General features: G+C 64.4%; 38 protein-coding genes and 1 pseudogene. 3 read left to right on the top strand and 36 right to left on the bottom strand.

Annotated features, from left to right (window positions below):
* Nucleotides 1–185: 185 nt before the first annotated feature.
* Nucleotides 186–1,178 (top strand): porphobilinogen synthase, encoded by a 993-nt coding sequence (gene hemB / locus E5S69_RS22315; protein ID WP_171516794.1) that lies wholly within the window; start codon nt 186–188, stop codon nt 1,176–1,178.
* A 22-nt stretch (nt 1,179–1,200) separates the two neighbouring features.
* Nucleotides 1,201–2,415 (top strand): magnesium transporter CorA family protein, encoded by a 1,215-nt coding sequence (locus tag E5S69_RS22320; protein WP_171516795.1) that lies wholly within the window; start codon nt 1,201–1,203, stop codon nt 2,413–2,415.
* Nucleotides 2,416–2,434: 19 nt separating this feature from the next.
* On the opposite strand, the gene dsbD is transcribed toward E5S69_RS22320, so the two are convergent.
* From dsbD to E5S69_RS22490, 34 genes are all read right to left on the bottom strand, one after another.
* On the bottom strand, nt 2,435–4,327 hold the full coding sequence (dsbD, locus tag E5S69_RS22325; protein WP_171516796.1) for a protein-disulfide reductase DsbD: 1,893 nt from the start codon (nt 4,325–4,327) through the stop codon (nt 2,435–2,437).
* A complete protein-coding gene (gene cutA, locus E5S69_RS22330; protein ID WP_171516797.1) occupies nt 4,324–4,731 on the bottom strand; it encodes a divalent-cation tolerance protein CutA in 408 nt (135 codons plus the stop codon). The genes dsbD and cutA overlap by 4 nt, the downstream gene beginning before the upstream one ends.
* Nucleotides 4,732–4,857: 126 nt before the next feature.
* Nucleotides 4,858–5,253, bottom strand: coding sequence for a 50S ribosomal protein L17 (gene rplQ, locus E5S69_RS22335; RefSeq protein WP_010812373.1), 396 nt, complete (start codon nt 5,251–5,253; stop codon nt 4,858–4,860).
* Nucleotides 5,254–5,389: 136 nt separating this feature from the next.
* On the bottom strand, nt 5,390–6,370 hold the full coding sequence (locus tag E5S69_RS22340; protein WP_010812374.1) for a DNA-directed RNA polymerase subunit alpha: 981 nt from the start codon (nt 6,368–6,370) through the stop codon (nt 5,390–5,392).
* Nucleotides 6,371–6,535: 165 nt separating this feature from the next.
* Nucleotides 6,536–7,159: a 30S ribosomal protein S4 gene (gene rpsD / locus E5S69_RS22345; RefSeq protein WP_171516798.1), complete on the bottom strand. Its 624-nt coding sequence runs from the start codon at nt 7,157–7,159 to the stop codon at nt 6,536–6,538.
* 295 nt (nt 7,160–7,454) lie between these two features.
* The gene (gene rpsK / locus E5S69_RS22350; RefSeq protein ID WP_010812376.1) at nt 7,455–7,853 is read right to left on the bottom strand and encodes a 30S ribosomal protein S11; all 399 of its coding nucleotides are present in this window, start codon (nt 7,851–7,853) and stop codon (nt 7,455–7,457) included.
* Between the two features lie 24 nt (nt 7,854–7,877).
* Nucleotides 7,878–8,243 (bottom strand): 30S ribosomal protein S13, encoded by a 366-nt coding sequence (gene rpsM, locus E5S69_RS22355; RefSeq protein ID WP_010812377.1) that lies wholly within the window; start codon nt 8,241–8,243, stop codon nt 7,878–7,880.
* 19 nt (nt 8,244–8,262) lie between these two features.
* Complete coding sequence (gene rpmJ, locus E5S69_RS22360; protein ID WP_008642959.1) at nt 8,263–8,379, bottom strand: 50S ribosomal protein L36; 117 nt, start codon at nt 8,377–8,379, stop codon at nt 8,263–8,265.
* A gap of 31 nt (nt 8,380–8,410) precedes the next feature.
* Nucleotides 8,411–8,629, bottom strand: a complete 219-nt coding sequence (gene infA / locus E5S69_RS22365) for a translation initiation factor IF-1 (protein ID WP_010812378.1) — start codon at nt 8,627–8,629, stop codon at nt 8,411–8,413.
* A gap of 23 nt (nt 8,630–8,652) precedes the next feature.
* A complete protein-coding gene (gene secY / locus E5S69_RS22370; RefSeq protein WP_171516799.1) occupies nt 8,653–9,996 on the bottom strand; it encodes a preprotein translocase subunit SecY in 1,344 nt (447 codons plus the stop codon).
* Nucleotides 9,997–10,040: 44 nt separating this feature from the next.
* Complete coding sequence (gene rplO, locus E5S69_RS22375) at nt 10,041–10,475, bottom strand: 50S ribosomal protein L15 (protein ID WP_012354135.1); 435 nt, start codon at nt 10,473–10,475, stop codon at nt 10,041–10,043.
* Between the two features lie 19 nt (nt 10,476–10,494).
* On the bottom strand, nt 10,495–10,677 hold the full coding sequence (rpmD, locus tag E5S69_RS22380) for a 50S ribosomal protein L30 (protein ID WP_010812381.1): 183 nt from the start codon (nt 10,675–10,677) through the stop codon (nt 10,495–10,497).
* Nucleotides 10,678–10,687: 10 nt separating this feature from the next.
* Nucleotides 10,688–11,206: a 30S ribosomal protein S5 gene (rpsE, locus tag E5S69_RS22385; protein ID WP_006160449.1), complete on the bottom strand. Its 519-nt coding sequence runs from the start codon at nt 11,204–11,206 to the stop codon at nt 10,688–10,690.
* A 21-nt stretch (nt 11,207–11,227) separates the two neighbouring features.
* Nucleotides 11,228–11,584 carry a 50S ribosomal protein L18 gene (gene rplR / locus E5S69_RS22390; RefSeq protein ID WP_026201241.1) on the bottom strand — a complete coding sequence of 119 codons (357 nt, stop codon included), beginning with the start codon at nt 11,582–11,584 and terminating at the stop codon, nt 11,228–11,230.
* Nucleotides 11,585–11,595: 11 nt separating this feature from the next.
* Entirely contained in the window at nt 11,596–12,129 is a 534-nt protein-coding gene (rplF, locus tag E5S69_RS22395) for a 50S ribosomal protein L6 (RefSeq protein ID WP_171516800.1), read from the bottom strand.
* A 10-nt stretch (nt 12,130–12,139) separates the two neighbouring features.
* A complete protein-coding gene (gene rpsH / locus E5S69_RS22400) occupies nt 12,140–12,535 on the bottom strand; it encodes a 30S ribosomal protein S8 (RefSeq protein WP_010812384.1) in 396 nt (131 codons plus the stop codon).
* 27 nt (nt 12,536–12,562) lie between these two features.
* On the bottom strand, nt 12,563–12,868 hold the full coding sequence (gene rpsN, locus E5S69_RS22405) for a 30S ribosomal protein S14 (RefSeq protein ID WP_010812385.1): 306 nt from the start codon (nt 12,866–12,868) through the stop codon (nt 12,563–12,565).
* A gap of 9 nt (nt 12,869–12,877) precedes the next feature.
* Nucleotides 12,878–13,420, bottom strand: coding sequence for a 50S ribosomal protein L5 (gene rplE / locus E5S69_RS22410; RefSeq protein ID WP_010812386.1), 543 nt, complete (start codon nt 13,418–13,420; stop codon nt 12,878–12,880).
* Nucleotides 13,421–13,445: 25 nt separating this feature from the next.
* Complete coding sequence (gene rplX, locus E5S69_RS22415) at nt 13,446–13,754, bottom strand: 50S ribosomal protein L24 (protein ID WP_010812387.1); 309 nt, start codon at nt 13,752–13,754, stop codon at nt 13,446–13,448.
* A 9-nt stretch (nt 13,755–13,763) separates the two neighbouring features.
* Nucleotides 13,764–14,132 carry a 50S ribosomal protein L14 gene (gene rplN, locus E5S69_RS22420; RefSeq protein ID WP_010812388.1) on the bottom strand — a complete coding sequence of 123 codons (369 nt, stop codon included), beginning with the start codon at nt 14,130–14,132 and terminating at the stop codon, nt 13,764–13,766.
* Nucleotides 14,133–14,406: 274 nt separating this feature from the next.
* Nucleotides 14,407–14,685, bottom strand: coding sequence for a 30S ribosomal protein S17 (gene rpsQ, locus E5S69_RS22425; RefSeq protein ID WP_010812389.1), 279 nt, complete (start codon nt 14,683–14,685; stop codon nt 14,407–14,409).
* On the bottom strand, nt 14,682–14,876 hold the full coding sequence (rpmC, locus tag E5S69_RS22430; RefSeq protein WP_010812390.1) for a 50S ribosomal protein L29: 195 nt from the start codon (nt 14,874–14,876) through the stop codon (nt 14,682–14,684). Before rpmC ends, rpsQ begins: the two co-directional genes overlap by 4 nt.
* An 11-nt stretch (nt 14,877–14,887) precedes the next feature.
* On the bottom strand, nt 14,888–15,304 hold the full coding sequence (rplP, locus tag E5S69_RS22435) for a 50S ribosomal protein L16 (protein ID WP_010812391.1): 417 nt from the start codon (nt 15,302–15,304) through the stop codon (nt 14,888–14,890).
* A 2-nt stretch (nt 15,305–15,306) separates the two neighbouring features.
* On the bottom strand, nt 15,307–16,104 hold the full coding sequence (gene rpsC / locus E5S69_RS22440; RefSeq protein ID WP_010812392.1) for a 30S ribosomal protein S3: 798 nt from the start codon (nt 16,102–16,104) through the stop codon (nt 15,307–15,309).
* 9 nt (nt 16,105–16,113) lie between these two features.
* The gene (gene rplV / locus E5S69_RS22445; protein WP_010812393.1) at nt 16,114–16,443 is read right to left on the bottom strand and encodes a 50S ribosomal protein L22; all 330 of its coding nucleotides are present in this window, start codon (nt 16,441–16,443) and stop codon (nt 16,114–16,116) included.
* Between the two features lie 9 nt (nt 16,444–16,452).
* Nucleotides 16,453–16,728 carry a 30S ribosomal protein S19 gene (gene rpsS, locus E5S69_RS22450; protein ID WP_012354138.1) on the bottom strand — a complete coding sequence of 92 codons (276 nt, stop codon included), beginning with the start codon at nt 16,726–16,728 and terminating at the stop codon, nt 16,453–16,455.
* A 22-nt stretch (nt 16,729–16,750) separates the two neighbouring features.
* The gene (rplB, locus tag E5S69_RS22455; RefSeq protein ID WP_171516801.1) at nt 16,751–17,581 is read right to left on the bottom strand and encodes a 50S ribosomal protein L2; all 831 of its coding nucleotides are present in this window, start codon (nt 17,579–17,581) and stop codon (nt 16,751–16,753) included.
* Between the two features lie 2 nt (nt 17,582–17,583).
* Entirely contained in the window at nt 17,584–17,898 is a 315-nt protein-coding gene (gene rplW / locus E5S69_RS22460; RefSeq protein ID WP_006576245.1) for a 50S ribosomal protein L23, read from the bottom strand.
* The gene (gene rplD, locus E5S69_RS22465; RefSeq protein ID WP_010812396.1) at nt 17,895–18,515 is read right to left on the bottom strand and encodes a 50S ribosomal protein L4; all 621 of its coding nucleotides are present in this window, start codon (nt 18,513–18,515) and stop codon (nt 17,895–17,897) included. The genes rplW and rplD overlap by 4 nt, the downstream gene beginning before the upstream one ends.
* Before the next feature lie 12 nt (nt 18,516–18,527).
* On the bottom strand, nt 18,528–19,178 hold the full coding sequence (rplC, locus tag E5S69_RS22470) for a 50S ribosomal protein L3 (protein ID WP_010812397.1): 651 nt from the start codon (nt 19,176–19,178) through the stop codon (nt 18,528–18,530).
* Nucleotides 19,179–19,484: 306 nt separating this feature from the next.
* Nucleotides 19,485–19,985, bottom strand: coding sequence for a flavin reductase family protein (locus tag E5S69_RS22475; protein WP_171516802.1), 501 nt, complete (start codon nt 19,983–19,985; stop codon nt 19,485–19,487).
* A 1-nt stretch (nt 19,986) separates the two neighbouring features.
* A complete protein-coding gene (locus E5S69_RS22480; RefSeq protein WP_171516803.1) occupies nt 19,987–21,228 on the bottom strand; it encodes a styrene monooxygenase/indole monooxygenase family protein in 1,242 nt (413 codons plus the stop codon).
* A 33-nt stretch (nt 21,229–21,261) separates the two neighbouring features.
* A complete protein-coding gene (locus tag E5S69_RS22485; RefSeq protein ID WP_171516804.1) occupies nt 21,262–22,050 on the bottom strand; it encodes an SDR family oxidoreductase in 789 nt (262 codons plus the stop codon).
* Nucleotides 22,051–22,133: 83 nt separating this feature from the next.
* Nucleotides 22,134–23,363 (bottom strand): dienelactone hydrolase family protein, encoded by a 1,230-nt coding sequence (locus E5S69_RS22490; protein WP_171516805.1) that lies wholly within the window; start codon nt 23,361–23,363, stop codon nt 22,134–22,136.
* Nucleotides 23,364–23,681: 318 nt separating this feature from the next.
* On the opposite strand from E5S69_RS22490, the gene E5S69_RS22495 reads away from it, so the two are divergent.
* The gene (locus E5S69_RS22495) at nt 23,682–24,692 is read left to right on the top strand and encodes an AraC family transcriptional regulator (RefSeq protein WP_171516806.1); all 1,011 of its coding nucleotides are present in this window, start codon (nt 23,682–23,684) and stop codon (nt 24,690–24,692) included.
* 108 nt (nt 24,693–24,800) lie between these two features.
* Here E5S69_RS22495 and rpsJ read toward each other — a convergent pair whose 3' ends face one another.
* Together rpsJ and E5S69_RS22505 are read right to left on the bottom strand one after the other, a co-directional pair.
* On the bottom strand, nt 24,801–25,109 hold the full coding sequence (rpsJ, locus tag E5S69_RS22500) for a 30S ribosomal protein S10 (protein WP_006160488.1): 309 nt from the start codon (nt 25,107–25,109) through the stop codon (nt 24,801–24,803).
* A 77-nt stretch (nt 25,110–25,186) separates the two neighbouring features.
* Nucleotides 25,187–25,261, bottom strand: a pseudogene (locus E5S69_RS22505) (elongation factor Tu); the annotation flags it as partial.

The raw sequence follows: 25,261 nt of genomic DNA on the forward strand, positions 1-25,261 counted from the left end.
GGGCGGGTACCCGCTCAGGGAGGAGTAGCGGGGGACACCGCGCCACGCAGCGCGCAACGCAAAGTGTCCGCGAGTATGATGGCGGGCACGCACAAAAGTTTAGTTTTTCTTCGGCCAGCCGCATGACGCTGCGCGCGCCGTGCTTGCCGGCCTTGCAATTCGTCCTGTTCCGTCAAGAAGCCGCCATGTCCACCTTCCCCGAGTTCCGCCCGCGCCGCATGCGCCGCGATGATTTCTCCCGCCGCATGATGCGCGAGCATCGCCTGTCCCCGGACAACCTGATCTACCCGGTCTTTATCCTCGACGGCCAGAACCAGCGCCAGGCTGTCGCGTCGATGCCGGGCGTGGAGCGCGTGTCTGTCGACTTGCTGATGCCGGTGGCCGAAGACTGCGTCAAGCTCGGCATCCCCGTGCTGGCGCTGTTCCCGGTGATCGAGCCGTCGCTGAAGACGCCCGACGGCAGCGAGGCCACCAACCCCAAGGGACTGGTGCCGCGCGCCGTGCGCGCGCTCAAGGACCGCTTCCCCGAACTCGGCGTGCTGTGCGACGTGGCGCTCGACCCGTACACCAGCCATGGCCAGGACGGCGTGCTCGATGACAACGGCTACGTGATCAACGACGTGACCGTGGAGATCCTGGTGCGCCAGGCGCTGGCGCAGGCCGAGGCCGGCGTCGACATCGTCGCCCCGTCCGACATGATGGACGGCCGCATCGGCGCCGTGCGCGCCGCGCTGGAAGACAACGGCCACATCCATACCCGCATCATGGCGTACTCGGCCAAGTACGCGTCGGCGTTCTATGGCCCGTTCCGCGACGCGGTGGGCTCGGCCGCCAACCTGGGCAAGGGCAACAAGATGACCTACCAGATGGATCCGGCCAACACCGACGAGGCGCTGCGCGAAGTGGCGCAGGACATCCTGGAAGGCGCCGACATGGTGATGGTCAAGCCCGGCATGCCTTACCTGGACATCGTGCGCCGGGTCAAGGACGAGTTCCGCTTCCCGACCTACGTGTACCAGGTCAGCGGCGAGTACGCGATGCTCAAGGCCGCGGCGCAGAACGGCTGGCTCGACCACGACAAGGTGATGATGGAATCGCTGCTGGCCTTCCGCCGCGCCGGCGCCGACGGCATCTTGACCTATTTCGCCCGCGACGCCGCGCGGCTGCTGAAGGCCTGAGCGGCCGACCGGCAGCGCGCCCATGGAATTGCTTGGTTTCTCCGCCAGCCAGGTTCACCCGCTCGCGTCGCTCACCGACGCGGCCAGCTTCCTCGGCGGCAATGCCGCGTCGCTGTTCGTGTGGGCGGACTTCTCCACCGAAGAGGTCACCGCGGCGCCGGACACCTGGCGCGAGCAGGTGCGCCAGCTTGCCGGCGCGCCCATCCTCGACCTGCACCTGGCCGACGCCACCAATGCCGCGCATCCGTCGTACTTCGATACGACCAACGCGTACGACATGGTGATCTTCCGCAAGCTGACCTTCGAAACCAGCCGCGCCATTGCCGAGGCTGAACCGCAGGAAGCCTCTGCCGGTGCCGCGAAGGCGCCCGTGACCGAAACAGTGGCCCGCCAGAAGCGGCATCCGCCCGGCTTCCTGCCGGCGCTGGCCAAGATCGACACGCAGCCGGTCACCTTCTTCATGTTCGACACCGTGCTGGTCACGGTGCGCTCGGGTCCGTCGCGCACCATCGACCAGGTGCGGCAGCGCCTGCTTGAGCTATGCCAGGCCCCGCGCCCGCAGGCCACGCCCGGGCGCGGCAATGGCCAGCCGCTGCTGCACGGCATCCGTCCGCCCAGCCGGCCCGAGGACCTGATGCTGCGGCTGCTCAACGCGATGGTCGACCGCTACCTGGAACTGCGCGCGCCGCTGACGCGCCAGCTCGACCGCTGGCAGCGCGCGCTGCTGAACTCGCGCCGCAGCTTCTCCAGTTGGGAAGGTCTGCTCGATGCGCGGATCCAGCTGCGCAAGCTGGAACACCTGAGCGAGGAGCAGCGCGACGCGCTGCAAGAATTCCGCGACAGCTTGCTCGACAACCGCTACAGCAGCGACCAGCCCGGCGGCGCAGCCAATGCGCCAGGCCGCGACGAGGTGTTGCTGGTGCGCATCAACGACGTGATGGAGCATATCCAGCGGGTGCTGGCGCATGCGCGCCGGCTGGAGGATTCGATTGAATCGGCGGTGCAGATCCACTTCTCGGCGGTGGCGCACCGGACCAACCGCACCATGCGCGCGCTGACGCTGATCACGGCGCTGTTCATGCCGCTGACGCTGATCACCGGCGTCTTCGGCATGAACTTCGACCGCATGCCGTGGCTGCGCGAGCCCCACGGCTTCTGGTGGTCGATCGGCCTGATGGGCGCCGTGGTGGTGGTATTGGCCGCGCTCTGGGGGCTGGCACGGCGCCTGGAACGCTAGCCGCAGGCGTGGGTACGGCTCAGGTGCGCGTGCGTTCGCCGAAAGCGCGCTCCAGGCTTTCCAGGAAACGGTTGGCCGACTGGTAGCCGATCACGCGCACCGGGCGCTCGCGCCCGTCGGCACCGAACAGGATGATGCCGGGCGGGCCGAACAGGCCAAAACGCTTGAGCAGCGCCTTGTCGTCGGCGTTGTTGGCGGTCACGTCCGCTTGCAGCAGCACGATCTCCGACAGCCGCGCGCGCACGCGCGGATCGACGAAAGTCATGCGCTCCATCTCCTTGCAGCTGACGCACCAGTCGGCATAGAAATCGAGCAGCACCGGCTTGCCCGCGGCGGCAGCCTGCGCCACGCGGGCGTCGAGTTCGGCCACGCTGCGCACGCGCTCGAAGCGCACCGCCTGGGCGGTTTCGCCGCCAACGCGCGCCACGCTCAGGTGCGACAGTGGCTGCAGCGGATCGCGTCCGCCCGACGCCACGCCGATCAGCACGATCGCGGCGGCGATGGCAAACAGCACGCCCACACCCTTGCCCACCCGCGCCAGGTTGCGCGGATCCGGGCCCAGGCCGTCGAAGGCGCCGAGGAATACCGCTGCCATCAGCAGCAGCGCCGCCAGCAACACCATCGTCAGCCATGCCGGCAGCACCGGCCCCAGCATCCACAGCGCCACGCCCAGCAGCAGGAAGCCGAAGAAGCGCTTGGTCACCTCCATCCAGCGCCCAGCGCGCGGCAGCAGGTTGCCCGCGCCCACGCCCACCAGCACCAGCGGCACGCCCATGCCGAGCGCCATCGCGAACAGCGCCGCGCCGCCGATCACGGCATCGCGGCTCTGCGCGATATAGGCCAGCGCACCGGCCAGCGGCGCAGTCACGCAAGGCCCGACGATCAGCGCCGAGATCGCGCCCATTGCGGCAGCGCCCGCCACCTGCCCGCCCTGACGGCGGTTGGACGATTCAGTCAGCCGGGTCTGCCAGCGCTGCGGCAGTTGCAGCTCGTACAGCCCGAACATCGACAGCGCCAGCGCCACCATCAGTGCCGCGAACGCGCCCAACACCCAAGGCTTCTGCAGCGCGGCAGACAGCCCCTCTCCCAGCAGCCCCGCGGCCACGCCGACCGCGGTGTACACCACCGCCATGCCCAGCACATAAGCCAGCGACACCAGCAGCGCGCGCCCGCGCGTCACGTGCTCGCCGACCACGATCGACGACAGGATCGGCACCATCGGCAGCACGCACGGCGTGAAGGTCAGCAACAGGCCCAGCCCGAAGAACAGTGCGCCGATCAGCCCCAGATTACGGCTGGCCAGCGCGCCGGCGATGCGGTCGCTGTCGTCCGCGCGCAGTGCCGCGGGCGCGGCCTGCGGGGCGGGTGCCGGCTCCGCCGCCGGTGCGTCGCTGCGGCCGCGCTTGCCGAACAGGTCGGCCAGCGCGCTGCCGCCCATCTTGTAGACGCTTTCCATGGGCGGATAGCACAAGCCCTTGTCGGCGCAGCCCTGCGAGGTCACCGTCAGCGTCCATTTGCCGTCGGCGGGCGCCGCCTCGACCGGGACGCGGATGACCACGGCGTCGCGATAGGTCTCCATCTCCTTGCCGAAGGTCTCGTCGAATTTGACCTTGCCGTGCGGATAGGCCGGCGCACCCAGCTTCACGTCGGCGGGCTGCACGGCAAAGGCGAAGCGCTCGCGGTACATGTAGTAGCCCGGCGCAACCTCAAAGCGCACTTCGATGGTCTTGTCGTCCGGCTGGCTGGCGGCAAAGCGGAAGGCCTGCTCCGGCGGCAGGAAGTCGTCCTCGGTGGCGGCGTGGAGCGTGCCCCCCAGGCACAGCCAGGCCAGCGCCGCCAGCAGCACTGCGGCAATATGCCGCGCCCAGATCTGCCCGGACGTATCCGCCCGCCGTGCCAAACCGATGTTCATGAAGCCGATTCCTGTTTGCTTTGATCCTGAGGTACTGCCGTACCCGGTGCTGCGCCGCCGGCGGTCTCGCTGCGCACCCATTCCAGGTAGGGCCCATAGCCGGCCGACACGGGCAGCGCGACCAGCTCCGGCACGTCATAGGGGTGATGTTGCCGGATCACAGCCTCGAGCGCAGCGTAGCGGGCGCGCGTGGTCTTGATCAGCAGCGGCCATTCCTGCGCCTGTTCCAGCTTGCCCTGCCACCAGTACTCGGATTCGACCGGAGCCAGTCGGTTCACGCAGGCGGCGGCGCGCGCCTCCAGGACGGCCCGCGACAAGCGCGCTGCGGTATCGGCATCGGGCGCATTGGTGACGACGACGAGCACCTCGTCGGGATCGGACCCTTGGTCAGTATGGCGTTGCATCGACACTCTCCCCGCGGCCGGCCACCGCCGACCCGCACAAAACAAAAGAGCCAGGCGGATGCCTGGCTCGATTGTAAGCGGTGTGCCCCGAAACCGTCGTGCGACGGCGCCGGGCAGGAAACGCACTTATTCCGCGGCTTCTTCAGCCGGGGCTTCGGTGATTTCCGGACGATCCACCAGTTCGACCAGCGCCATCGGCGCATTGTCGCCCTGACGGAAACCGAACTTCAGGATGCGGGTGTAGCCGCCCGGACGGGTGGCGTAGCGCGGGCCCAGTTCGGTGAACAGCTTGGTGACCATGTCGCGGTCGCGCAGGCGGGCGAAGGCCAGGCGGCGGTTGGCAACGGTGTCCTTCTTGGCCAGCGTGATCAGCGGCTCGACAACCTTGCGCAGTTCCTTGGCCTTGGGCACGGTGGTCTTGATCAGCTCGTGCTGGAACAGCGAGTTGGACATGTTGCGCAGCATCGCGAGACGGTGCGACGAGGTGCGGTTCAGTTTCCGCAGACCATGACGGTGACGCATGATGATTCCTTTCAGTTAAGTGTTTGACCAGCTCTTCTATCGTCCGATACTGCTGGGCGCGGGCCGGTAGTCATACAGGCCCCGGCCGGAGCCAGGGCGGTTACCGCGGTGCGGGGGCCAGCCCCCCGCGCCGCAATTACTTCTCCAGACCTGCGGGCGGCCAGTTCTCGAGCTTCATGCCGAGGGTCAGGCCACGCGAGGCGAGGACTTCCTTGATCTCGTTGAGCGACTTGCGACCCAGGTTCGGGGTCTTGAGCAGCTCGTTCTCGGTACGCTGGATCAGGTCGCCGATGTAGTAGATGTTTTCGGCCTTCAGGCAGTTGGCCGAACGCACCGTCAGCTCCAGGTCGTCGACCGGGCGCAGCAGGATCGGGTCGATCTGCGGCGTGCGGCTCGAAGCGGCTTCGGCCGCCGACTCGGTGCCTTCCAGCGCGGCGAACACCGACAGCTGGTCGACCAGGATGCGGGCCGACTGGCGGATCGCTTCCTCGGGCGAGATCACGCCGTCGGTTTCGATGTTCATCACCAGCTTGTCCAGGTCGGTACGCTGTTCCACGCGAGCGGATTCCACCGCGTACGACACGCGGCGAACCGGCGAGAACGAAGCGTCCAGCACGATGCGGCCGATGACCTTGCCGGATTCGTCGCCGAACTTGCGCACGTTGCCCGGCACATAGCCACGGCCTTGCTCGACCTTGATCTGCATGTCCAGCTTGCCGCCGGCCGACAGATGGGCGATGACGTGGTTCGGGTTGATGATCTCGACGTCGTGCGGCAGCTCGATATCGGCGGCCGTGACCACGCCTTCGCCATCCTTGCGCAGCGACACCGTGACTTCGTCGCGGTTGTGCAGCTTGAACACCACGCCCTTCAGGTTGAGCAGCAGGTTGACGACGTCTTCCTGCACGCCGTCGATGGTGGAATATTCGTGGACCACCCCAGCGATCGTGACTTCGGTCGGGGCATACCCGACCATCGACGACAGCAGCACGCGACGCAGGGCGTTACCGAGCGTATGGCCGTAGCCGCGCTCGAACGGCTCCATCACGACTTTGGCGTGATGGTCGCCCAGAGGCTCGACGGCGATGATTTTTGGCTTGAGGAGTGCTGTTTGCATTAGGTTGTCCTTTTCAATACCCTCGGCTCGTTACACCGATAAGGCTGACGTTTGGAACCTGGAAATCCCATCGTGACGATGGGCGAAGCCCGACGCGCGCGAAGCGCGTCGGGCTGAAGGAGAAGCTTTGCGACGAACGCAAGCTCTGGGCCGGCTGGTCGCGGATTAACGCGAGTACAGTTCGACGATCAGGCTTTCGTTGATGTCACCCGAGATATCGGCGCGATCCGGGACTTGCTTGAAGGTGCCTTCGAACTTCTTCGAATCCACGGCCACCCAGGTCGGGAAGCCCGACTGCTCGGCCAGCGACAGCGCTTCGGCGATACGGACCTGCTTCTTCGACTGCTCGCGGATGGTGACCACGTCGCCAACCTTGATCTGGGCCGACGGCACGTTCAGGGTCTGGCCGTTCACCAGGATCGCCTTGTGCGACACCAGCTGGCGCGCTTCAGCGCGGGTCGAGCCGAAGCCCATGCGGTAGACCACGTTGTCCAGGCGCGATTCCAGCAGTTGCAGCAGGTTTTCACCGGTGTTGCCCTTGCGACGGTCGGCTTCGGCGAAGTAGCGGCGGAACTGGCGCTCGAGCACGCCGTAGATGCGCTTGACCTTCTGCTTCTCGCGCAGCTGGTTGCCGTAGTCGGAGGTGCGGGCACCCGAGGTGCGGCCATGCTGGCCGGGCTTGCTGTCCAGCTTGCACTTGTCGGCCAGCGAGCGGCGGGCGCTCTTCAGGAACAGGTCGGTGCCTTCACGGCGGGAAAGTTTGGCCTTCGGGCCGGTATAACGTGCCACGTTGTCTTCCTTTGATCGATCACGACGCCTGTCAGGACGCGCCGTGAGTCCGTCAACGCAGTACTTCCCGGTATGCCGGGAGACCGTGACGGACGGTGGGCTTATTAAGCGCGCCCGTTGCCGGGTACGGCGCTGCAAGCATTTACCAGTGCGTCGGCTCAGGAATGTGCAGAAAGAGACATTCCCTCGACGCAAAACGAAAACCTGCCGCATTAAAATGCAGCAGGTCAACGCGCGATACTACCATATCCGAAACCGGCAGGTAAACCCGCCGGATCCGGACAACGCCATCGCATCAGATGCGGCGGCGCTTCGGCGGACGGCAGCCGTTGTGCGGAATCGGCGTGACGTCTTCGATGATTGCGATCTTGATGCCCAGCGCGTTCAGTGCGCGGACAGCCGATTCACGGCCAGGGCCGGGGCCCTTGATGCGCACTTCCAGGTTCTTGATGCCCTGGTCTTGCGCCACGCGGCCGGCGTTCTCGGCAGCGACCTGGGCAGCGAACGGGGTCGACTTGCGCGAACCCTTGAAGCCCTGGCCACCGGCGGTCGCCCACGACAGGGCGTTGCCCTGGCGGTCGGTGATCGTGATGATGGTGTTGTTGAACGAGGCGTGGACGTGCGCAATGCCGTCGGCAACGTTCTTCTTGACCTTTTTACGCGCGCGAGCGGCGTTATTCGGACCTTTTGCCATTAGTTTCTTCCTCTGCCTTCGGCTTTACTTCTTCAGAGCCACGCCGGCCTTGCGCGGACCCTTGCGGGTACGGGCATTGGTGCGCGTACGCTGGCCGCGCATCGGCAGGCCCTTGCGGTGACGCATGCCGCGATAGCAACCAAGGTCCATCAGACGCTTGATGTTCATCGTGGTTTCACGACGCAGGTCACCCTCGACCGTAACCTTGCCCACTTCGTCACGAAGCTTTTCCAGGTCGGCGTCGGTCAGATCCTTGACCTTCTTGTCAAACGGTACACCGGTGGCCTCGCAAATCTTGCGAGCGCGCGAGCGGCCAACACCGTAAATGGCGGTCAGGCCGATTTCGGTGTGCTTGTGGTTCGGGATGTTAACCCCTGCGATACGTGCCATTCGTCAATCCTCTTTCCGATTAGCCTTGGCGTTGCTTGTGGCGGGGATCCGACGAGCAGATCACGCGCACGACACCGTTGCGCTTGATGATTTTGCAGTTGCGGCAAATGCGCTTAACAGAAGCCAGCACTTTCATGATTTTTCCTCTTCCTTCAATTCCTGTTCGCTCACTTCGTCCGGAAGACGATTCGTGCGCGCGACAGATCATATGGGGTCAGCTCGACCGTCACCTTGTCACCCGGAAGAATCCGGATGTAGTTCATTCGCATCTTGCCGGAGATATGGCCCAGCACTACATGGCCATTCTCCAGCTTGACCCGGAACGTCGCATTGGGCAGGTTTTCCAGGACCTCGCCCTGCATCTGGATGACGTCGTCTTTAGCCATACCTAGCCTGTACCGATCCGAAGTCAGCGCAAGGTCAGATTGCCCTTGAAATTCGCCTTCTTCAGCAGCGACTCATACTGCTGCGACATGACATAGGACTGAACCTGGGCCATGAAGTCCATCGTGACGACCACGATGATCAGCAGGGAGGTTCCGCCGAAATAGAACGGAACGTTCCAGCGCAGCACCAGGAATTCCGGCAACAGGCAGACCAGTGTGATGTAGATCGCACCAGCCAGCGTCAGACGCACCAGGATCTTGTCGATATAGCGCGTCGTCTGCTCGCCCGGACGAATGCCCGGAATGAAGGCACCGCTTTTTTTCAGGTTGTCCGCCACTTCACGGCTGTTGTACACCAGGGCCGTATAGAAGAAGCAGAAAAATACAATCGCAGCAGCGTACAGCAGGATGTAGACCGGCTGGCCCGGCGACAGCGTGGCAGCCAGGTCCTTGACGAACCGGCCAACCGCGCCCGTCGACTGCGACGTGAACCAGCCTGCAATCGTCGCCGGGAACAGGATGATCGACGATGCGAAGATCGGCGGAATCACCCCTGCCATGTTCAGCTTCAGCGGCAGGTGCGACGACTGGCCGCCGTACACCTTGTTGCCGACCTGACGCTTGGCATAGTTCACCAGGATCTTGCGCTGGCCCCGCTCGACGAACACCACGGCGAAGGTCACACCGATCACGATCGCCACGATGAAGATCGCCGCGATGATGCTCATGGAACCCGTGCGGACCAGTTCGAACAGTCCGCCGATCGCGTTGGGCAGGCCCGCCGCGATACCGCCGAAGATGATGATCGAGATGCCGTTGCCCAGACCACGCTCGGTGATCTGCTCACCCAGCCACATCAGGAACATCGTGCCGGTCACCAGCGTGATCACCGCCGTGGCCCGGAACATCAGGCCAGGATCCAGCACCAGCCCAGGCTGCGACTCCAGCGCCACCGCAATCGACAGCGCCTGGAACGTGGCCAGGACCACGGTGCCGTAGCGCGTGTACTGCGTGATCTTGCGCTGCCCTGCCTGCCCTTCCTTCTTCAGCGACTCCAGCTGCGGCAGCACGATCGTCAGCAACTGCATGATGATCGACGCCGAGATGTACGGCATGATGCCGAGCGCGAAGACGGTAAAGCGCGACAGCGCCCCGCCCGAGAACAGGTTGAACATCCCGAGGATGCCACCCGACTGACTCTGGAAAAGCTTCGCAAGCTGCTCCGGATCGATACCGGGCACCGGAATATGAGCGCCGATGCGGTACACGATCAGGGCCAGCACCAGGAACATCAGCCGGCGCTTGAGGTCGCCGTACTTCGCCGTGTTCCTGGCTTGCGCGCTTGCATTGGGTTTCGCCGTGGCCAAACGATGCTCCGACTATGACTGCCTATGCTGCGATGAATGCCGTATCAGGCTGCGATCTGGCCGCCGGCGGCTTCGATCGCGGCCTTGGCGCCAGCGGTGGCGCCCAGACCCTTGATCGTTACCTTGCGGGTCAGCTCGCCGGCCTTGATGACCTTGGCGCTCTTGACCAGGTCGCCGACCAGGCCAGCCTGCTTCAGGACCAGCAGGTCGACTTCGGCCGCTTCCAGACGCTCGATGTCACGCAGCGTGACTTCGGCGGTGAACGCCTTGGTCAGCGAAGTGAAGCCGCGCTTGGGCAGACGACGATACAGCGGCATCTGGCCGCCCTCGAAGCCCACCTTGTGGAAGCCGCCCGAACGCGACTTCTGACCCTTGTGACCGCGACCGGCGGTCTTGCCCAGGCCGGAGCCGATACCGCGGCCGACGCGACGCTTGGCGTGCTTCGAACCGGCAGCCGGTTTCAGGTTGTTCAGTTGCATCTTGCTCTCCAAGTCCCGATCAGGCCAGAACCTTGACCAGGTACGAGACCTTGTTGATCATGCCGCGCACGGCGGGCGTGTCCTGCAGCTCCGACACCGAGTTGATGCGGCGCAGGCCCAGGCCACGAACGGTGGCGCGATGATCCTCGCGCGTGCCGATCAGGCTGCGCACGAGTTGCACTTTTACGGTTTTCTGCGACATTGCGTTCACCTTAACCCAGGATGTCTTCGACCGACTTGCCACGCTTGGCGGCGATTTCGCCCGGCGTGCTCATCTTCTGAAGGCCGTCCAGCGTGGCGCGAACCATGTTGTACGGGTTGGTGGAGCCGTGCGACTTGGTCACCACGTTGGTGACGCCCATCACTTCGAAGATCGCGCGCATCGGGCCGCCGGCGATCACGCCGGTACCTTCCTTGGCGGGCATCATCAGCACCTTGGCGGCGCCGTGCTTGCCAACGACTTCGTGTTGCAGCGTGCCGTTCTTCAGCGAGACCTTGACCATCTTGCGACGGGCTTCGTCCATTGCCTTCTGAACGGCGACGGGCACTTCCTTGGCCTTGCCCTTGCCCATGCCGATGCGGCCATCGCCGTCACCAACCACGGTCAGCGCTGCGAAACCGAGAATCCGGCCACCCTTCACCACCTTGGTGACGCGGTTGACCGAGATCATCTTCTCGCGGAGGCCGTCGTCGCGTTCGTCCTGCTGGACTTTTGCTTGCATCTTTGCCATGACGTATCTCTCTTTGTGCGCTTAGAACTTGAGGCCGGCTTCGCGGGCAGCGTCAGCCAGTGCCTTCACGCGACCGTGGAAGCGGAAGCCGGCGCGATCGAACGCGACGGTTTCCACGCCGGCAGCCTTCGCCTTTTCGGCGATGCGCTTGCCGACCGCGGTCGCGGCAGCGGTGGTAGCACCATTGCCGGTCAGTTCCTTGCGGACGTCTGCCTCTGCGGTCGAAGCCGAAGCCAGCACCTTGGTGCCGCACTCCGAGAAGACCTGGGCGTAAATATGCGAATTCGTACGGAACACGGTCAGACGATTGACTTTCATCTCCGCGATCTTGGCGCGGGTCTGACGTGCACGGCGCAAACGAGCGTCTTTCTTGTTCATCATTGCACCCCTTACTTCTTCTTGGTTTCCTTCAGGATGACGCGCTCGTCGCTGTAACGCACACCCTTGCCCTTGTAGGGCTCAGGCGGGCGGTACGCGCGGACTTCCGCGGCAACCTGACCGACTTTCTGCTTGTCCGCACCCTTGATGATGATCTCGGTCTGCGTCGGCGTTGTCGCCGTCACGCCTTCCGGCATCTCATGGATCACGTCGTGCGAGAAACCAAGCTGGAGCTTCAGCGCAGCGCCTTGCAGCTGGGCACGATAGCCCACGCCGACGAGGTTCAGCTTGCGCTCGAAACCGGTGGTTACGCCCTTGACCATATTGGCCGCCAGAGCACGCATGGTGCCCTGCAGAGCGTTTGCTTCACGCGATTCGTCAGCCGGAGCGAAGGTCAGCGTGTCGTTCTCGACATTGACCTTGACCAGGCTGTGAATCGGCTGCGACAGCGTACCGAGCGGGCCCTTCACGGAGAGCACGCCAGCCGCCACGTTCACTTCCGCGCCCTTGGGGAGCGCGATGGGAGCCTTACCTACACGGGACATGGTTCTCTCCTTAAGCGACGTAGCAGAGAACTTCGCCGCCCACGCCAGTGGCGCGAGCCTTGCGGTCGGTCATCAGACCCTGCGGGGTCGAGATGATCGCGACACCCAGGCCGTTCATCACTTGGGGGATGTCGCTGCGGCCCTTGTACACGCGCAGGCCGGGCTTCGAGACGCGCTCAATGCGCTCGATGACCGGACGGCCGGCGTAGTACTTGAGACCGATGCTCAGTTGTGCCTTGCCGCCATCTTCCTGGACGGCGTAGTCGTCGATGTAGCCTTCGTCCTTCAGGACCTTGGCGATTGCCACTTTCAGCTTCGACGACGGCATGACAACCGACGCCTTCTGCACGCCCTGGGCGTTGCGGATGCGCGTCAGCATATCGGCGATAGGATCGCTCATGCTCATACTGTTTCTCCTGTAGCCTGTGCGTAATTACCAGCTGGCTTTCGTCAGACCCGGAATTTCGCCCTTGAAGGCGATTTCGCGGATCTTGTTACGCGCCAGGCCAAACTTGCGGAAGGTACCGCGGGGACGACCGGTGATCGCGCAGCGGTTACGCTGGCGAGTCGGGTTCGCGTTGCGCGGGAGCTGTTGCAGCTCGAGACGCGCGCTGTAACGCTCTTCTTCCGACTTCTCTTGGTCGTCGATAATGGCCTTGAGGTTGGCGCGCTTGGCGGCATACTTCGCCACCAGCTTGGCGCGCTTCTTCTCACGTTCAATCAGAGCCAGTTTAGCCACGGTTACCCCTTAATTGCGGAACGGGAACTTGAACGCACCGAGGAGTGCCTTGGCTTCCTCGTCGTTCTTTGCCGTCGTCGTGATGCTGATGTTCAGACCACGCAGTGCGTCGATCTTGTCGTACTCGATTTCGGGGAAAATGATCTGCTCTTTCACACCGATGTTGTAGTTGCCACGACCGTCGAACGAACGGCCCGACACACCACGGAAGTCCCGCACGCGCGGCAGGGCCACGGTAACGAAACGATCGAGGAATTCGAACATGCGCTCGCCGCGCAGGGTCACCATCGCACCGATGGGGTAGCCCTGGCGAATCTTGAAGCCGGCGATGGCCTTCTTGGCCTTCGTCACGACCGGCTTCTGGCCGGCGATCTTGGTCAGGTCGCCCACGGCGTTCTCAATGATCTTCTTGTCATTGATGGCTTCGCCAAGACCCATGTTCAGGGTGATCTTGGTGATGCGCGGCACTTCCATGACCGACTTGTAGCCGAACTGCTCGATCAGCTTCGGCACAACCTGTTCTTTGTAAAACTCTTGCAGACGTGCTGCCATGCTCAACTCCTATACGTGCCCAGAATCAAGCTGCCACGACGGCGCCGGTGGTCTTCAGCACGCGCACGCGCTTGCCGTCTTCCACCTTGATGCCGACGCGCGACGGCTTGCCATTGGCATCCACGAGCGCAACGTTGGAAATATGCAGCGGCATGACCTTATCGACCACACCACCGGTAGTGCCCAGCATCGGGTTCGGGCGGGCATGCTTCTTGGCGATATTCACGCCTTGCACCGCAACCTTGTCGCCGAGGACGGCTTGCACGGTACCGCGCTTGCCCTTGTCCTTGCCGGTCAGCACGATGACTTCGTCGCCTTTGCGAATCTTGTTCATGGCGGCTCCTTACAGCACTTCCGGAGCGAGCGACACGATCTTCATGAAGCGCTCGGTACGGAGTTCACGAGTCACCGGCCCGAAGATACGGGTGCCGATCGGCTCGAGCTTGTTGTTCAGCAGGACGGCGGCGTTGCCGTCGAACTTGATCAGCGAACCGTCAGCGCGGCGCACGCCCTTGGCGGTACGCACGACGACGGCGTTGTAGATGTCGCCCTTCTTCACGCGACCGCGCGGCGCTGCGTCCTTGACGGTCACCTTGATGATGTCGCCAACGCTTGCGTAGCGGCGCTTGGAGCCACCCAGCACCTTGATGCACAGCACTTCGCGCGCACCAGTGTTATCGGCCACTTCGAGCCGGCTTTCTGTCTGAATCATGGTGTTTGTCTTCCCAACTTAATCCGTCAGGTGCGATAGCGCCCGTCGGTCAGTCTTGGTCCCGTCGGTTCCGGCCTTGCGCCAGCACCGTGTGGGTTGATCAACTTTGAAGTCGGTAGGAGCCTTGCAGCTCGACTAACGTCGAACCACTCGGCCCTGGCTCGCTCAACAGGCCCGCCCGGGTGGTACAGCTAAGGCGAACGCAATAAAGCGGAAGTCCAGGATTATAGCTACATAATCCTGGACTTGCAAGTCAAGCTAAGAACTGTTGTTCTTAGATGACGCGTGCAGCCTCTACCAGCCGGGAAACCACCCAGGACTTGGTCCGCGACAGCGGACGGCCTTCCTGGATCTCGACCTTGTCGCCTTCCTTGTACTGGTTGGCTTCGTCGTGTGCGTGGTACTTCTTCGAACGCAGCACGTACTTGCCGTACAGAGGATGCTTGACGCGGTTTTCCACCAAGACCGTAACGGTCTTGTCCATCTTGTCGCTCACGACACGGCCGACCAGGGTACGGCGAAGCGACTTTTCCGTTTGTGCAGCTTCAGTCATTTCGCGTTTGCCTTTTGAGTCAGCACGGTTTGCACACGCGCGATGTCCTTGCGAACCTTCTTCAGCTGGCTGGTGTTCTGCAGCTGTTGGGTTGCCTTTTGCATGCGCAGGCTAAATTGGGCCTTCAGCAGCTCGGAGAGCTCCTGGTTCAGCCCGGCGGCGTCCTTGCCGCGAAGTTCGGATGCTTTCATTCCTGCTCTCCTTACGTCCCGACCTGGCGCACCACGAAATTGGTGGCGATCGGCAGCTTGGCTGCCGCAAGGCGGAACGCCTCACGGGCCAGGTCTTCGCTCACGCCATCCATTTCGTACAGCATCTTGCCCGGCTGGATTTCAGCCACGTAGTACTCCGGATTGCCCTTGCCGTTACCCATACGGACTTCGGCAGGCTTCTTCGAGATCGGCTTGTCCGGGAAGATCCGGATCCAGATGCGGCCGCCACGCTTGATGTGGCGGGTCATCGCACGACGTGCCGACTCGATCTGACGAGCCGTCAGGCGGCCACGGCCCATGGCCTTCAGGCCGAATTCGCCGAAAGACACGGCGTTACCACGGGTAGCCTTACCCGTGTTGCGGCCTTTCTGCTCCTTGCGGTATTTTCTGCGCTTAGGTTGCAGCATCGTTATTCTCCACTCTTCGCATCTGCGCCAGGCGCAGCGCGGCGGCCGGCACCGGCACCGCCGCGGCGGTTGCCACCCGGACGGCCTTCGCCTTCACGGCGGCGGCCTTCCGGACGACCCGGGCGACGACGACGGTCGTCTTGCGGCTCTTCCACCACCGGCGCGTCATTGCGGCCGAGGTGATCCCCCTTGTAGACCCACACCTTGACACCGATGATGCCGTAGGTGGTTTCTGCTTCGGAGAAGCCGTAGTCGATGTCGGCGCGCAGGGTGTGCAGGGGCACACGACCTTCGCGGTACCACTCGGTACGTGCGATCTCGATACCGTTCAGACGGCCGGCGCTCATGATCTTGATACCCTGGGCGCCCAGGCGCATCGCGTTCTGCATGGCGCGCTTCATCGCGCGGCGGAACATGATACGGCGCTCGAGCTGCTGGGTGATCGAATCGGCGATCAGCTGAGCATCGGTTTCCGGCTTGCGGATTTCCTCGATGTTCACGTGCACGGGCACGCCCATGCGACGCTGCAGTTCGGCCTTCAGCAGTTCGATGTCCTCACCCTTCTTGCCGATCACCACGCCCGGACGCGAGCTGTAAATGGTGATGCGGGCATTGCGGGCGGGGCGCTCGATCACGACGCGGCCAACCGATGCGTTCTTGAGCTTCTTCTTCAGGAAGTCGCGAACTTCGATGTCTTCCTTCAGCATGCCGGCGAACTTCGTGTTGCTGGCGTACCAGCGCGAAGCCCAGTTACGGCTGACAGCCAGACGGAAGCCAGTCGGATGAATCTTCTGTCCCATCGTGACTCCTTAGTTGCCGAGCGTCACAGTGATGTGACAGGTTTGTTTCTCGATGCGGTTGCCGCGGCCCTTTGCCCGTGCCGTGAAGCGCTTGAGCGAGGTTGCCTTGTCGACGAAGATCGATTTGACCTTCAGTTCGTCGATGTCGGCGCCTTCGTTGTGCTCGGCGTTGGCGATGGCCGATTCGACCACCTTCTTCACGATCCCGGCAGCCTTTTTCGGGCTGAACGTCAGGACATTGAGCGCACGCTCGATCGGCAGACCGCGGATCTGGTCAGCGACCAGGCGCGTCTTCTGGGCGGAGATGCGGGCACCGCGATGAATCGCTTTCACTTCCATGATGGCACCTTACCTCTTCGCTTTCTTGTCAGCCGCGTGGCCCTTGAACGTGCGGGTAATCGCAAATTCGCCGAGCTTGTGGCCGACCATGTTTTCCGTAACGTACACCGGCACGTGTTGACGGCCGTTGTGAACGGCGATCGTCAGGCCGATGAACTCCGGCAGAATGGTCGAGCGGCGCGACCATGTCTTGATGGGCTTCTTGTCCTTGCCGCTCGTAGCAACTTCCACCTTCTTCAGCAGGTGGGCGTCGCAGAACGGACCCTTTTTAGCGGAACGAGTCATATCTTTAGCTCCTACCTACCGATTAACGCTTGTGGCGCTTCTGGACGATCATGCTGTCCGTGCGCTTGTTGCTGCGGGTACGGTAACCCTTGGTCGGGGTACCCCACGGCGAAACCGGATCGCGACCAGCGGCGGTCTTGCCTTCACCACCACCGTGCGGGTGGTCGACCGGGTTCATCACGACACCACGGACCGTCGGGCGGATACCGCGCCAGCGGGTCGCACCGGCCTTGCCGATGACGCGCAGGCTGTGCTCTTCGTTGCCGACTTCACCAACGGTGGCGCGGCACTCGATATGCACGCGGCGCACTTCGCCGGAGCGCAGGCGAACCTGGGCGTACAGGCCTTCGCGGGCCAGCAGCACGGCGGAACCGCCTGCAGCACGCGCGATCTGGGCACCCTTGCCAGGCAGCATTTCCACGTTGTTGATCGTGGTACCGACCGGAATGTTGCGGATCGGCAGGTTGTTACCGGCCTTGATCGGCGCTTCCGAGCCGTTCAGCAGCTGCTGGCCGGCAACCATGCCCTTGGTGGCGATGATGTAGCGGCGCTCGCCGTCGGCGAACACGACCAGCGCGATGTTGGCGCTGCGGTTCGGATCGTATTCCAGGCGCTCGACCTTGGCGGGGATGCCGTCCTTGTCGTTGCGCTTGAAGTCGACCACGCGGTAGTGGTGCTTATGACCACCGCCCTTGTGGCGGGTGGTGATATGACCATTGTTGTTACGGCCCGACTTCTGGAATTGCTTTTCCAGCAGCGGAGCGTGCGGGGCGCCCTTGTGAAGGTCCTTGTTGACCACCTTCACCATCGAGCGACGACCCGGGGAAGTCGGCTTGGTCTTGACGAGTGCCATGATTACTTGGCCTCCGCTTCAAAATTGATTTCCTGACCCGGCTTCAGCGACACGTAAGCTTTCTTCACGTGGTTGCGACGGCCCATGAAACGGCCGAAGCGCTTCTGCTTGCCCTTCTGGTTCAGGATCTGAACGGACTGCACCTCGACCTTGAACAGCAGTTCGACGGCGGCCTTCACTTCTGCCTTGTTGGCATCGCGGGCCACTTCGAACACGACTTGTTCATTCTTGTCGGCGACCAGGGTTGCCTTTTCGGAAACCACCGGCGCGAGCAGCACCTGCATCAAACGATGATCGTTCTTGGCTACTTGCGTCATTTCAGCAACTCCTCGATCTGCGCGACTGCCGCCTTGGTCACCAGCACCTTCTTGTAGTGCACGAGCGACAGCGGGTCAGCCTGGCGCGGCTCGACAACTGCCACGTGCGGCAGGTTGCGCGAAGCCAGGTAGAGGTTTTCGTCGAGGCTGTCGGTGATGATCAGCACCGAGTCCAGGCCCATGGCCTTGAACTTGTCGGCCAAGAGCTTGGTCTTGGGCGCGTCGACGGTGAAACCGTCCACCACATTGATACGGCCTTCACGTGCAAGCTGCGAGTAAATCGAGCGCATGCCGGCACGGAACATCTTCTTGTTGACCTTCTGGGTGAAGTTCTCTTCCGGCGAATTCGGGAAGATACGGCCGCCCCCGCGCCACAGCGGCGAGGAAGACATACCGGCACGAGCACGGCCCGTACCCTTCTGGCGCCACGGCTTCTTGGTCGTGTGCTTGACCTCTTCACGATCCTTCTGCTTGCGGTTACCGCTGCGCGCGTTGGCCTGGTAAGCGACGACGATCTGGTGAACGAGGGCTTCGTTGTAGTCACGGCCGAACACTTCGGGCGACGCGTCAACGCCGGCGCCGATCTGGCCATTGTCCTGGAGGAGCTTGAGTTCCATTACATGCGCTCCTTAAGCTTTGGCTTTGGCCTTGACGGCCGGGGTAACGATGACCTTGCCGTTCTTGGAGCCGGGAATGGCGCCCTTGACCAGCAGCAGCTTGCGCTCTGCGTCGATCTTGGCGATTTCCAGGTTCTGCACGGTGCGGGTGACATCGCCCAGGTGACCGGTCATGCGCTTGCCCGGGAACACGCGGCCCGGATCCTGCGCCATACCGATCGAGCCCGGCACGTTGTGCGAGCGCGAGTTACCGTGGGTGGCACGGCCGGAGGCGAAGTGATAGCGCTTGATGGTACCGGCGTAGCCCTTACCGATGGTCACGCCCTGCACGTCGATCTTCTGACCGACTTCGAACAGGTCGACCGACAGCGAACCGCCAGCTTGCAGTTCGGCAGCCTTGGCTGCATCGATACGGAATTCGCGGATGATTTCGCCGGCTTCCACGCCGGCTTTGGCGAGGTGACCCGCCAGCGGCTTGGTGACGCGGCTTGCGCGTCGTGCGCCGAAGGTGACTTGAACCGCGGTGTAACCGTCGGTCTCGTCCGTCTTGATTTGCGTCACGCGGTTGTCGCCGACCTCGACCACGGTAACGGGAATCGCTTCACCGTCGTCCGTGAAAATACGGGTCATGCCAACCTTGCGACCTACAAGGCCAAGGCTCATGGTTTGCTCCATTCCCAGCTGCGATTGGCCGGGGCTGATTGATACACGAAAACTGTGTTTGCGCTTGTGCGCGGATGGACCTGCGCTAAAGAAGACTGCGCGCGGCCAAATGGCCAGCCCACTACCCGAGGAAACGGGTAGCTTTACACTATATCGCAGCGGTTTGGAAAGGGCAATCTGAATTGCGGATTTCCCCGCAATGTTGTAGGGGGCAGGCCGCCGCAGTGACGTTTGCGCTGCCTGGCTGTGGTGTCGAGGCGACGGGCCGGCAGCGAAGCGGCCCATCGGGCACAGCAAAAGCGGCCGTCAGGCGGCGATGCGGACGAAATCGCCGCCATAGAATACCAGCGGCTCGCCCTCTCCCGCCGCGAATGCCTCGACGGCGCCAACAATCAGCAAATGGTCGCCCACCGGGTCGGCGCGCTCCACCCGGCACGACAGCGTCGCCAGCGCCTCGGCCAGGTAGGGCACGCCGTGCTGGCAGCGGTGATGACTAACGCCGGCGAACTTGTCCGGCGACGGCGTGGCAAAGCGGCGCGCCAGTTCGCCGTGGCCCGCGCGCAGGATGCTGACCCCGAACGGCGCGCCCGGGGCGAACAGGCCCGCATTGGGCGAATGCCGGGCCAGGCTCCACAGGATCAGCGGCGGCGCCAGCGACAGCGACGCGAACGAATTGACGGTGATGCCGACCGGCCGTTGCTGGGCCGTACAGGCACCGATGACCGCCACGCCGGTCGCGTAGCGGCCGCAAACCCGGCGCAAGTCGCGCGCATCCGGCGAGGGGGCGGCATGGCTGGTGGTATCCATGTCAGGCGGCCCGCGGCAGGTGTTGCTCGATCAGCTGGTGGCAGGCCTGCGCGTCTATCCACCACGGGAAGTAGTCCGGCGGGTTATCGAAGCCGTTGGCGATGCGGGCCGCCAGCGCGGGCGCTTGCCCCGCCGCACCCAGCAGGGCCAGGAGATGGGGCGGTGGTGGCGTCAGCAGCGAGTTGGTCCAGGCCACGACATCGCCGGCGTAGTGCCAGTAGCGGGCGAAGGTCTGCTCCATCCAGTCGCGATCGAACGGCCGCTCGCCGTGGGCGAGGATGGCGTCGAGATAGACCTTGCAACACTTGGCGGCATTGTTCGAGCCCTGCCCGGTGATCGGGTCGTTGACCACCACGGCATCGGCCATGCCGAATACCGGCCGCCCCGACGGCAGCGTCAGCACCGGCTTGCGTACCGTCGGTGCGAAGCCGCCTGACAGGATGCCGTTGTCGTCGGTCAGCGCCACGCGCTCGCACCGCTCTGCCTCCCAGGGCACGTAGGTGCGCAGGATGCGCAGGCTTTCCGCGAGGTGCTGTGCGGGCGTGCGCGCCTCGGTCCAGCGGTCCATCGGGCCGCCCGGGATGCCTTCGAACACCATGATCTCGCACGGACCCGACAACGTCAGCGCGGGAAAGACAAAATACTCGCCCACGCCGGGGATCAGGTTGAAGCAAACCCGCGAGAACGGCGCGCGCGGCAGCATGCCGGTCACGTAAGTCAGCGCCAGCGCGCGCTGCGGGCGATCGAACGGGCTGCGCGATACATCGCGCTCGAAGCGGCTGACGATCTCGCCCTTGCCGGCGGCCAGCAGCACCAGGTCATGCTCGCGCGTCAGCTGCTCCAGCGCGTCGATGTCGACATCGACGATGCGCAGGTCGCCGCCCCGCGCAGCGAAGGCTTCCATCCACGCCGGCATCTTCAGGCGCTGGTCCACCGCCTGCGCCGGCCGGTCCAGCGGCGCGGCCCAGTCGACGGCCCTGGCGCCAGGCTGCTCGGGATGCGGCACGGCCAGGCCAATGCCCTCGACCGGCGGACAGGCATCGTCCCACCAGTTCAGCCCGAGTTCGCGCTCGGTCTGCAGCGCGCGGTCGAACATGCACTGGCTCGACATGACCTTGCCGGCGCGGACCTGCTCCGGCGTGCGGTTGGACAGCAGCGTGACGCGATAGCCGTGGGCTTGCAGCCCAAGGGCCATTTGCAGGCCCGACTGGCCCGCTCCGACGATGGCGATGCGTTGGCGCATGACGTAGTCTCCTGAGGGATCATTGTGAGGCGTTCAGCCGGCCAGCTTGCCGATGGCGGGCACGTTCTGCTCGGGGCCCATGGCGGAGTAGCCACCGTCGACGGCATAGTCGGCGCCGGTGACGAAGCTGGCGTGGTCGGAACAGAGGAAGCGCACCACCTGGGCCACTTCGTCGGGCTCCCCAACGCGTCGCAGCAAATGGAATGGCGCGGCCACCGCGTCGGTGCGCGAGCGGTTGCCGCCGCTGACTTCGTCCATCAGCCGGCACCAGGTCCAGCCCGGCGACACCGCATTGACGCGGATGCGGTCCGGCGCCAGGTCCATCGCCATGCTGCGCGTCAGCTGCGCGATCGCGGCTTTCGACACGGGATAGAGCCAGCGCCCGGTCTGCGCCACGTTGGCGGAGATGCTGGTGAAGTTGACGATCGCGCCGCCGCCGCGCGCGCGCATGTGCGGATGCACCGCCTGCGCCAGCACCACTCCGGAAATTACATTGACGTCGAGCGCCGCCAGCCAGTCGGCACGGTTCGAGCGGAAGCCGTCGTCGAGATAGGTGCAAGCCAGGTTGACCAGGAAGTCGACCCCGCCGAAGCGCAGCGCGACCTGGCCGACTGCATCGCGGACCTGCTCATCCTGCGTGATGTCGGCCGCGATAAAAAGCGCATCCTTGCCCAGTTCCGCAGCAACGCGCTCGCCGTTGGCGGCATCGATATCGAAGATCGCCACGCGCGCGCCGGCTTCCACAAAGGCCCGCGCCACGGCTGCGCCGATCAGCGTGGCGCCGCCGGTGACGATGGCCACCTTGTCCTGCAGTCCTTTCATGCTGGTCTCCTGTGCCGGAGCGACCGGCGTTGATTGCGGGCAGGCCTCTGCGGGCCCGCTCCGGTTCAATATCGCAACGCCGGCTATTTGCCCTCGCTCTCCTGCCAGCGCGCCATCAGCGTGTTCGACGGCAGCGTTTCGTCGAGCAGCTTGCGCGCCGTCTCCACGCCCGCCACCGGCAAGCCCGCCGGATCCAGCTTGCCGATCTGCACCAGCACGCTGGCCTGGTCCCAGTAGATGTGCTCGTGGTACAGCTTGTCGCCGCGGAACTTGACGATGGCGATCAGCGGGATCTCCACACGCTTGCCGGTCGGTGGCACGCCGGGCAGCATCCAGTCGATCTCGCACGTGTGCGTGAAGCAGAACAGCAGCTCGTCGACGATCTGCGTGGCGCCGACGGTGCGCGACAGCGGGATCAGCGTGGTGTCCGGCGGATTGCTGTGGATGAAGTGGTGCTGGTAGAAGCGGCGCAGCTGCGCGTAGCCGACGCCGCCAGTCATGGTCGGGATATGGTTCACATAGGGCTGCGCCACCATCGTCGCCATCGTTGCATCGACATCGCGCGTGGCGAACTCATACTCGCAGTGCTTGTCCCACAGCGCCGAGAAGTCATGGTGCGGCCCCATTTCGCGCCGCAGCGCGGCGATCGAGCGCTGGTGCGCCATCAGCGCCGAGGGCTTGTCGAAGTGCTCGCCGCCGGCGCGCGCGAAGGCGTGGTCGACCCCTGGATAGACATAGACCTCGACAGCGTCGCGGCCGGTCAAGGCGTCGCGGATCGCCGCCTGTGCCTGCGGCGGGCAGAAGCCATCTTTCTGCGCGATATGCAGCACCAGGCGGCCACGAATCTGCGCGGACTCGCCCAGCGCATGCTCGATGCCCACGCCGTAGTAGGCTACCGCGCAAGCCACGTCCGGCAGCCGGCAGGCCGCCAGGTAGGCCAGCTTGCCGCCCAGGCAGAAGCCCAGCACGCCGGTCTGGCCGGCGCATTCCGTACGGGCGCGCAACGTGTCCAACGCCGCGCCCACATCCTGCACGCCCTTGGCTTCGTCGAACTGCCGGTAAAGACCGAGCGCGCGCTCGAAATCCTCGCCGCGGTCGGTCAGCTCGATGCCGGGCGCGATGCGCCAGAACAGGTCGGGAACCAGCACCGTATAGCCCTCTTCGGCGTAATAGTCGGCGACCTGCCGCATGGTGGCATTGACGCCGAAAATCTCCTGGCACAGCACGATGCCGGGCCCTTTGCCCGCCGCCGGCGTGGCGAGATAGCCGCTGAAATTGCCTTCGGCAGTCTGGATCTGGATGGTCTGGCCCATGGCCTGCGCTCCTTGTCGTTGTCTCTTTACCGTGTTTGTCGGGGCTGCCGCGCTGGAGTCCATCATGGTGGCTCCGCACTGCAGCAAACTAGCCGCTGGCCGCAGCGGCTATCCGATTAGTGCAGGAAACTGCCAAGCCGGTCAACGCTGTGGCGCCGGCATCGCACGACGGACAGGGACCATCCGCTATAGTGGATCGCGTGGGAAACCGTTTGCCAGGCGGCCGTCGACCGCCGGCCGGTGCCCAGACCATGCGGCGCGCACGGGCCAGGCAGGACAGGCCGGCAGCACCGCGGTCCACGCCAGAGGAGCGAGACAATGCAGCTGCCCCCCGCCGCCACGGCCGCCGGACCGTTGGCCAGCGCCCTGCTCGGCGATCCGGCGCGGTGCGTGTTCGCCTCGACCGACGTGGCCGAGACGCGCGCCGCCGTCGGCAGCGTGTTCAAGCCGCATCGGCTGGAAGTGCGCGGCACCCGGCTGCAGGCGCGCATGCACCACGCTGCGCTCGGCGCGGTCTCGTTCAATCGCCTCGCCTATGGCGCCGAGGTCGCGATCGATCCCGGCCCGCTGGGCGATTTCCTCTTGGTGCAGATGCCGTTGTCAGGCCAGGCCGAAATCCGCTGCGGAGACCAGCGCATCGTGTCCACACCCGACTGCGCCTCAGTGCTGACGCCCGCCGATGCGCTCGCGATGCGCTGGAGCGCGGACAACGACCAGTTGATCGTGCGCATCGAGCGCAGCGCGCTCGACCGCATCTGCGCTGCGCACCTGGGCCGGCGTCCCGAGCGTGCGCTGCGCTTTGCGCTCGGCATGGCGTGGCGCACCGGCGCCTGGTTTGAGCTGATCCGATATCTCGCCGCGATGCTCGATACGGCGCCGGAAACCGCGCGCCATCCCCTCACCGCCTGCCAGCTCGAGCAACTGGTGATCGGCACGCTGCTGACGGCGCAGCCGCACAGCCTGTCGGACGCGCTGCGCGAGCACGGCAAGCCGTTGGCGCCGCGCCATGTGAAGGTGGTCGAGGCATACATCCATGCCAACGCCGGCGCGGAACTGACGCCGGCGCTGCTGGCCGAGGTGGCCGGGGTCAGCGTGCGCAGCCTGTTCGCTGGCTTCCGCGAGCACCGCGGGACCGGGCCCATGGCTTACCTGCGCACGGTGCGCCTGGAGCGGGTGCGGCGGGATCTGCTGAACGATGCGTCGATTTCATCGGTCAGTGCGGCGGCGCTGCGCTGGGGCTTTGCGCACCTGGGGCGGTTCAGTGCCGAGTATCGGCGGGTATTCGGAGAGTGTCCGGCGCAAACCCTGCGGCGGCGCGGCGCGGGATAGCGGATCGAGGCAGGCGCGGGGGTGCCGATGCCAGGCCACAAAACAAAAACGGCGAACCGAAGTTCGCCGTTTTGCTGCAGCAGGCTGCTGAAGCAGCCCGAAGCATGATTACACCTTGATCTCGACGTCCACGCCTGCCGGCAGGTCGAGCTTCATCAGCGCGTCAACGGTCTTGTCGGTCGGGTCGACGATGTCCATCAGGCGCTGGTGCGTGCGGATCTCGAACTGATCGCGGCTGGTCTTGTTGACGTGCGGCGAACGCAGGATGTCGAAGCGCTGGATGCGAGTCGGCAGGGGCACCGGGCCCTTGACGATCGCGCCGGTACGCTTGGCGGTATCCACGATTTCGGCGGCCGACTGGTCGATCAGGCGATAGTCGAAAGCCTTCAGGCGGATACGGATCTTCTGGTTCTGCATGATATTTCCTTAAAAGAGCGATTGGGCAACCTGCCCGTTGAATGGGGACATGCCCGCGGGCATGTCCCAGGAAGTGCTTAGTCGAGGATCTTTGCCACGACGCCGGCGCCGACGGTACGGCCACCTTCGCGGATAGCGAAGCGCAGGCCTTC

Origin of the sequence: Cupriavidus necator (assembly GCF_013141915.1) — a bacterium.
GTDB classification, from domain to species: Bacteria; Pseudomonadota; Gammaproteobacteria; order Burkholderiales; family Burkholderiaceae; genus Cupriavidus; species Cupriavidus necator_B.

What these genes read in the sequence shown, in the direction of transcription:
- infA (WP_010812378.1), bottom strand. Translation starts at nt 8,629, where the DNA reads ATGGCTAAAGACGACGTCATCCAGATGCAGGGCGAGGTCCTGGAAAAC.
- rplP (WP_010812391.1), bottom strand. Translation starts at nt 15,304, where the DNA reads ATGCTGCAACCTAAGCGCAGAAAATACCGCAAGGAGCAGAAAGGCCGC.
- rplO (WP_012354135.1), bottom strand. Translation starts at nt 10,475, where the DNA reads ATGCAACTGAACAACCTGAAACCGGCTGCCGGTTCGAAGCACGCCAAG.
- E5S69_RS22485 (WP_171516804.1), bottom strand. Translation starts at nt 22,050, where the DNA reads ATGAAAGGACTGCAGGACAAGGTGGCCATCGTCACCGGCGGCGCCACG.
- rpsH (WP_010812384.1), bottom strand. Translation starts at nt 12,535, where the DNA reads ATGAGCATGAGCGATCCTATCGCCGATATGCTGACGCGCATCCGCAAC.
- rplX (WP_010812387.1), bottom strand. Translation starts at nt 13,754, where the DNA reads ATGAACAAGATTCGCAAAGGCGACGAAGTCATCGTGCTGACCGGCAAG.
- rpsK (WP_010812376.1), bottom strand. Translation starts at nt 7,853, where the DNA reads ATGGCAAAAGGTCCGAATAACGCCGCTCGCGCGCGTAAAAAGGTCAAG.
- rpsE (WP_006160449.1), bottom strand. Translation starts at nt 11,206, where the DNA reads ATGGCAAAGATGCAAGCAAAAGTCCAGCAGGACGAACGCGACGACGGC.
- E5S69_RS22495 (WP_171516806.1), top strand. Translation starts at nt 23,682, where the DNA reads ATGCAGCTGCCCCCCGCCGCCACGGCCGCCGGACCGTTGGCCAGCGCC.
- hemB (WP_171516794.1), top strand. Translation starts at nt 186, where the DNA reads ATGTCCACCTTCCCCGAGTTCCGCCCGCGCCGCATGCGCCGCGATGAT.
- rplB (WP_171516801.1), bottom strand. Translation starts at nt 17,581, where the DNA reads ATGGCACTCGTCAAGACCAAGCCGACTTCCCCGGGTCGTCGCTCGATG.
- rpmJ (WP_008642959.1), bottom strand. Translation starts at nt 8,379, where the DNA reads ATGAAAGTGCTGGCTTCTGTTAAGCGCATTTGCCGCAACTGCAAAATC.
- rplW (WP_006576245.1), bottom strand. Translation starts at nt 17,898, where the DNA reads ATGACGCAAGTAGCCAAGAACGATCATCGTTTGATGCAGGTGCTGCTC.
- rplD (WP_010812396.1), bottom strand. Translation starts at nt 18,515, where the DNA reads ATGGAACTCAAGCTCCTCCAGGACAATGGCCAGATCGGCGCCGGCGTT.
- rpsQ (WP_010812389.1), bottom strand. Translation starts at nt 14,685, where the DNA reads ATGACTGAAGCTGCACAAACGGAAAAGTCGCTTCGCCGTACCCTGGTC.
- E5S69_RS22320 (WP_171516795.1), top strand. Translation starts at nt 1,201, where the DNA reads ATGGAATTGCTTGGTTTCTCCGCCAGCCAGGTTCACCCGCTCGCGTCG.
- rplC (WP_010812397.1), bottom strand. Translation starts at nt 19,178, where the DNA reads ATGAGCCTTGGCCTTGTAGGTCGCAAGGTTGGCATGACCCGTATTTTC.
- rplV (WP_010812393.1), bottom strand. Translation starts at nt 16,443, where the DNA reads ATGGAAGTGAAAGCGATTCATCGCGGTGCCCGCATCTCCGCCCAGAAG.
- rpsS (WP_012354138.1), bottom strand. Translation starts at nt 16,728, where the DNA reads ATGACTCGTTCCGCTAAAAAGGGTCCGTTCTGCGACGCCCACCTGCTG.
- E5S69_RS22475 (WP_171516802.1), bottom strand. Translation starts at nt 19,985, where the DNA reads ATGGATACCACCAGCCATGCCGCCCCCTCGCCGGATGCGCGCGACTTG.
- E5S69_RS22490 (WP_171516805.1), bottom strand. Translation starts at nt 23,363, where the DNA reads ATGGGCCAGACCATCCAGATCCAGACTGCCGAAGGCAATTTCAGCGGC.
- dsbD (WP_171516796.1), bottom strand. Translation starts at nt 4,327, where the DNA reads ATGAACATCGGTTTGGCACGGCGGGCGGATACGTCCGGGCAGATCTGG.
- rpsC (WP_010812392.1), bottom strand. Translation starts at nt 16,104, where the DNA reads ATGGGACAGAAGATTCATCCGACTGGCTTCCGTCTGGCTGTCAGCCGT.
- rpmC (WP_010812390.1), bottom strand. Translation starts at nt 14,876, where the DNA reads ATGAAAGCATCCGAACTTCGCGGCAAGGACGCCGCCGGGCTGAACCAG.
- E5S69_RS22340 (WP_010812374.1), bottom strand. Translation starts at nt 6,370, where the DNA reads ATGCAAACAGCACTCCTCAAGCCAAAAATCATCGCCGTCGAGCCTCTG.
- cutA (WP_171516797.1), bottom strand. Translation starts at nt 4,731, where the DNA reads ATGCAACGCCATACTGACCAAGGGTCCGATCCCGACGAGGTGCTCGTC.
- rplE (WP_010812386.1), bottom strand. Translation starts at nt 13,420, where the DNA reads ATGGCAGCACGTCTGCAAGAGTTTTACAAAGAACAGGTTGTGCCGAAG.
- rpsJ (WP_006160488.1), bottom strand. Translation starts at nt 25,109, where the DNA reads ATGCAGAACCAGAAGATCCGTATCCGCCTGAAGGCTTTCGACTATCGC.
- rpsM (WP_010812377.1), bottom strand. Translation starts at nt 8,243, where the DNA reads ATGGCACGTATCGCAGGGGTTAACATCCCGAACCACAAGCACACCGAA.
- rpmD (WP_010812381.1), bottom strand. Translation starts at nt 10,677, where the DNA reads ATGTCGCAGAAAACCGTAAAAGTGCAACTCGTGCGCAGCCTGATCGGC.
- rplR (WP_026201241.1), bottom strand. Translation starts at nt 11,584, where the DNA reads ATGAACAAGAAAGACGCTCGTTTGCGCCGTGCACGTCAGACCCGCGCC.
- rplN (WP_010812388.1), bottom strand. Translation starts at nt 14,132, where the DNA reads ATGATTCAGACAGAAAGCCGGCTCGAAGTGGCCGATAACACTGGTGCG.
- rplF (WP_171516800.1), bottom strand. Translation starts at nt 12,129, where the DNA reads ATGTCCCGTGTAGGTAAGGCTCCCATCGCGCTCCCCAAGGGCGCGGAA.
- E5S69_RS22480 (WP_171516803.1), bottom strand. Translation starts at nt 21,228, where the DNA reads ATGCGCCAACGCATCGCCATCGTCGGAGCGGGCCAGTCGGGCCTGCAA.
- rplQ (WP_010812373.1), bottom strand. Translation starts at nt 5,253, where the DNA reads ATGCGTCACCGTCATGGTCTGCGGAAACTGAACCGCACCTCGTCGCAC.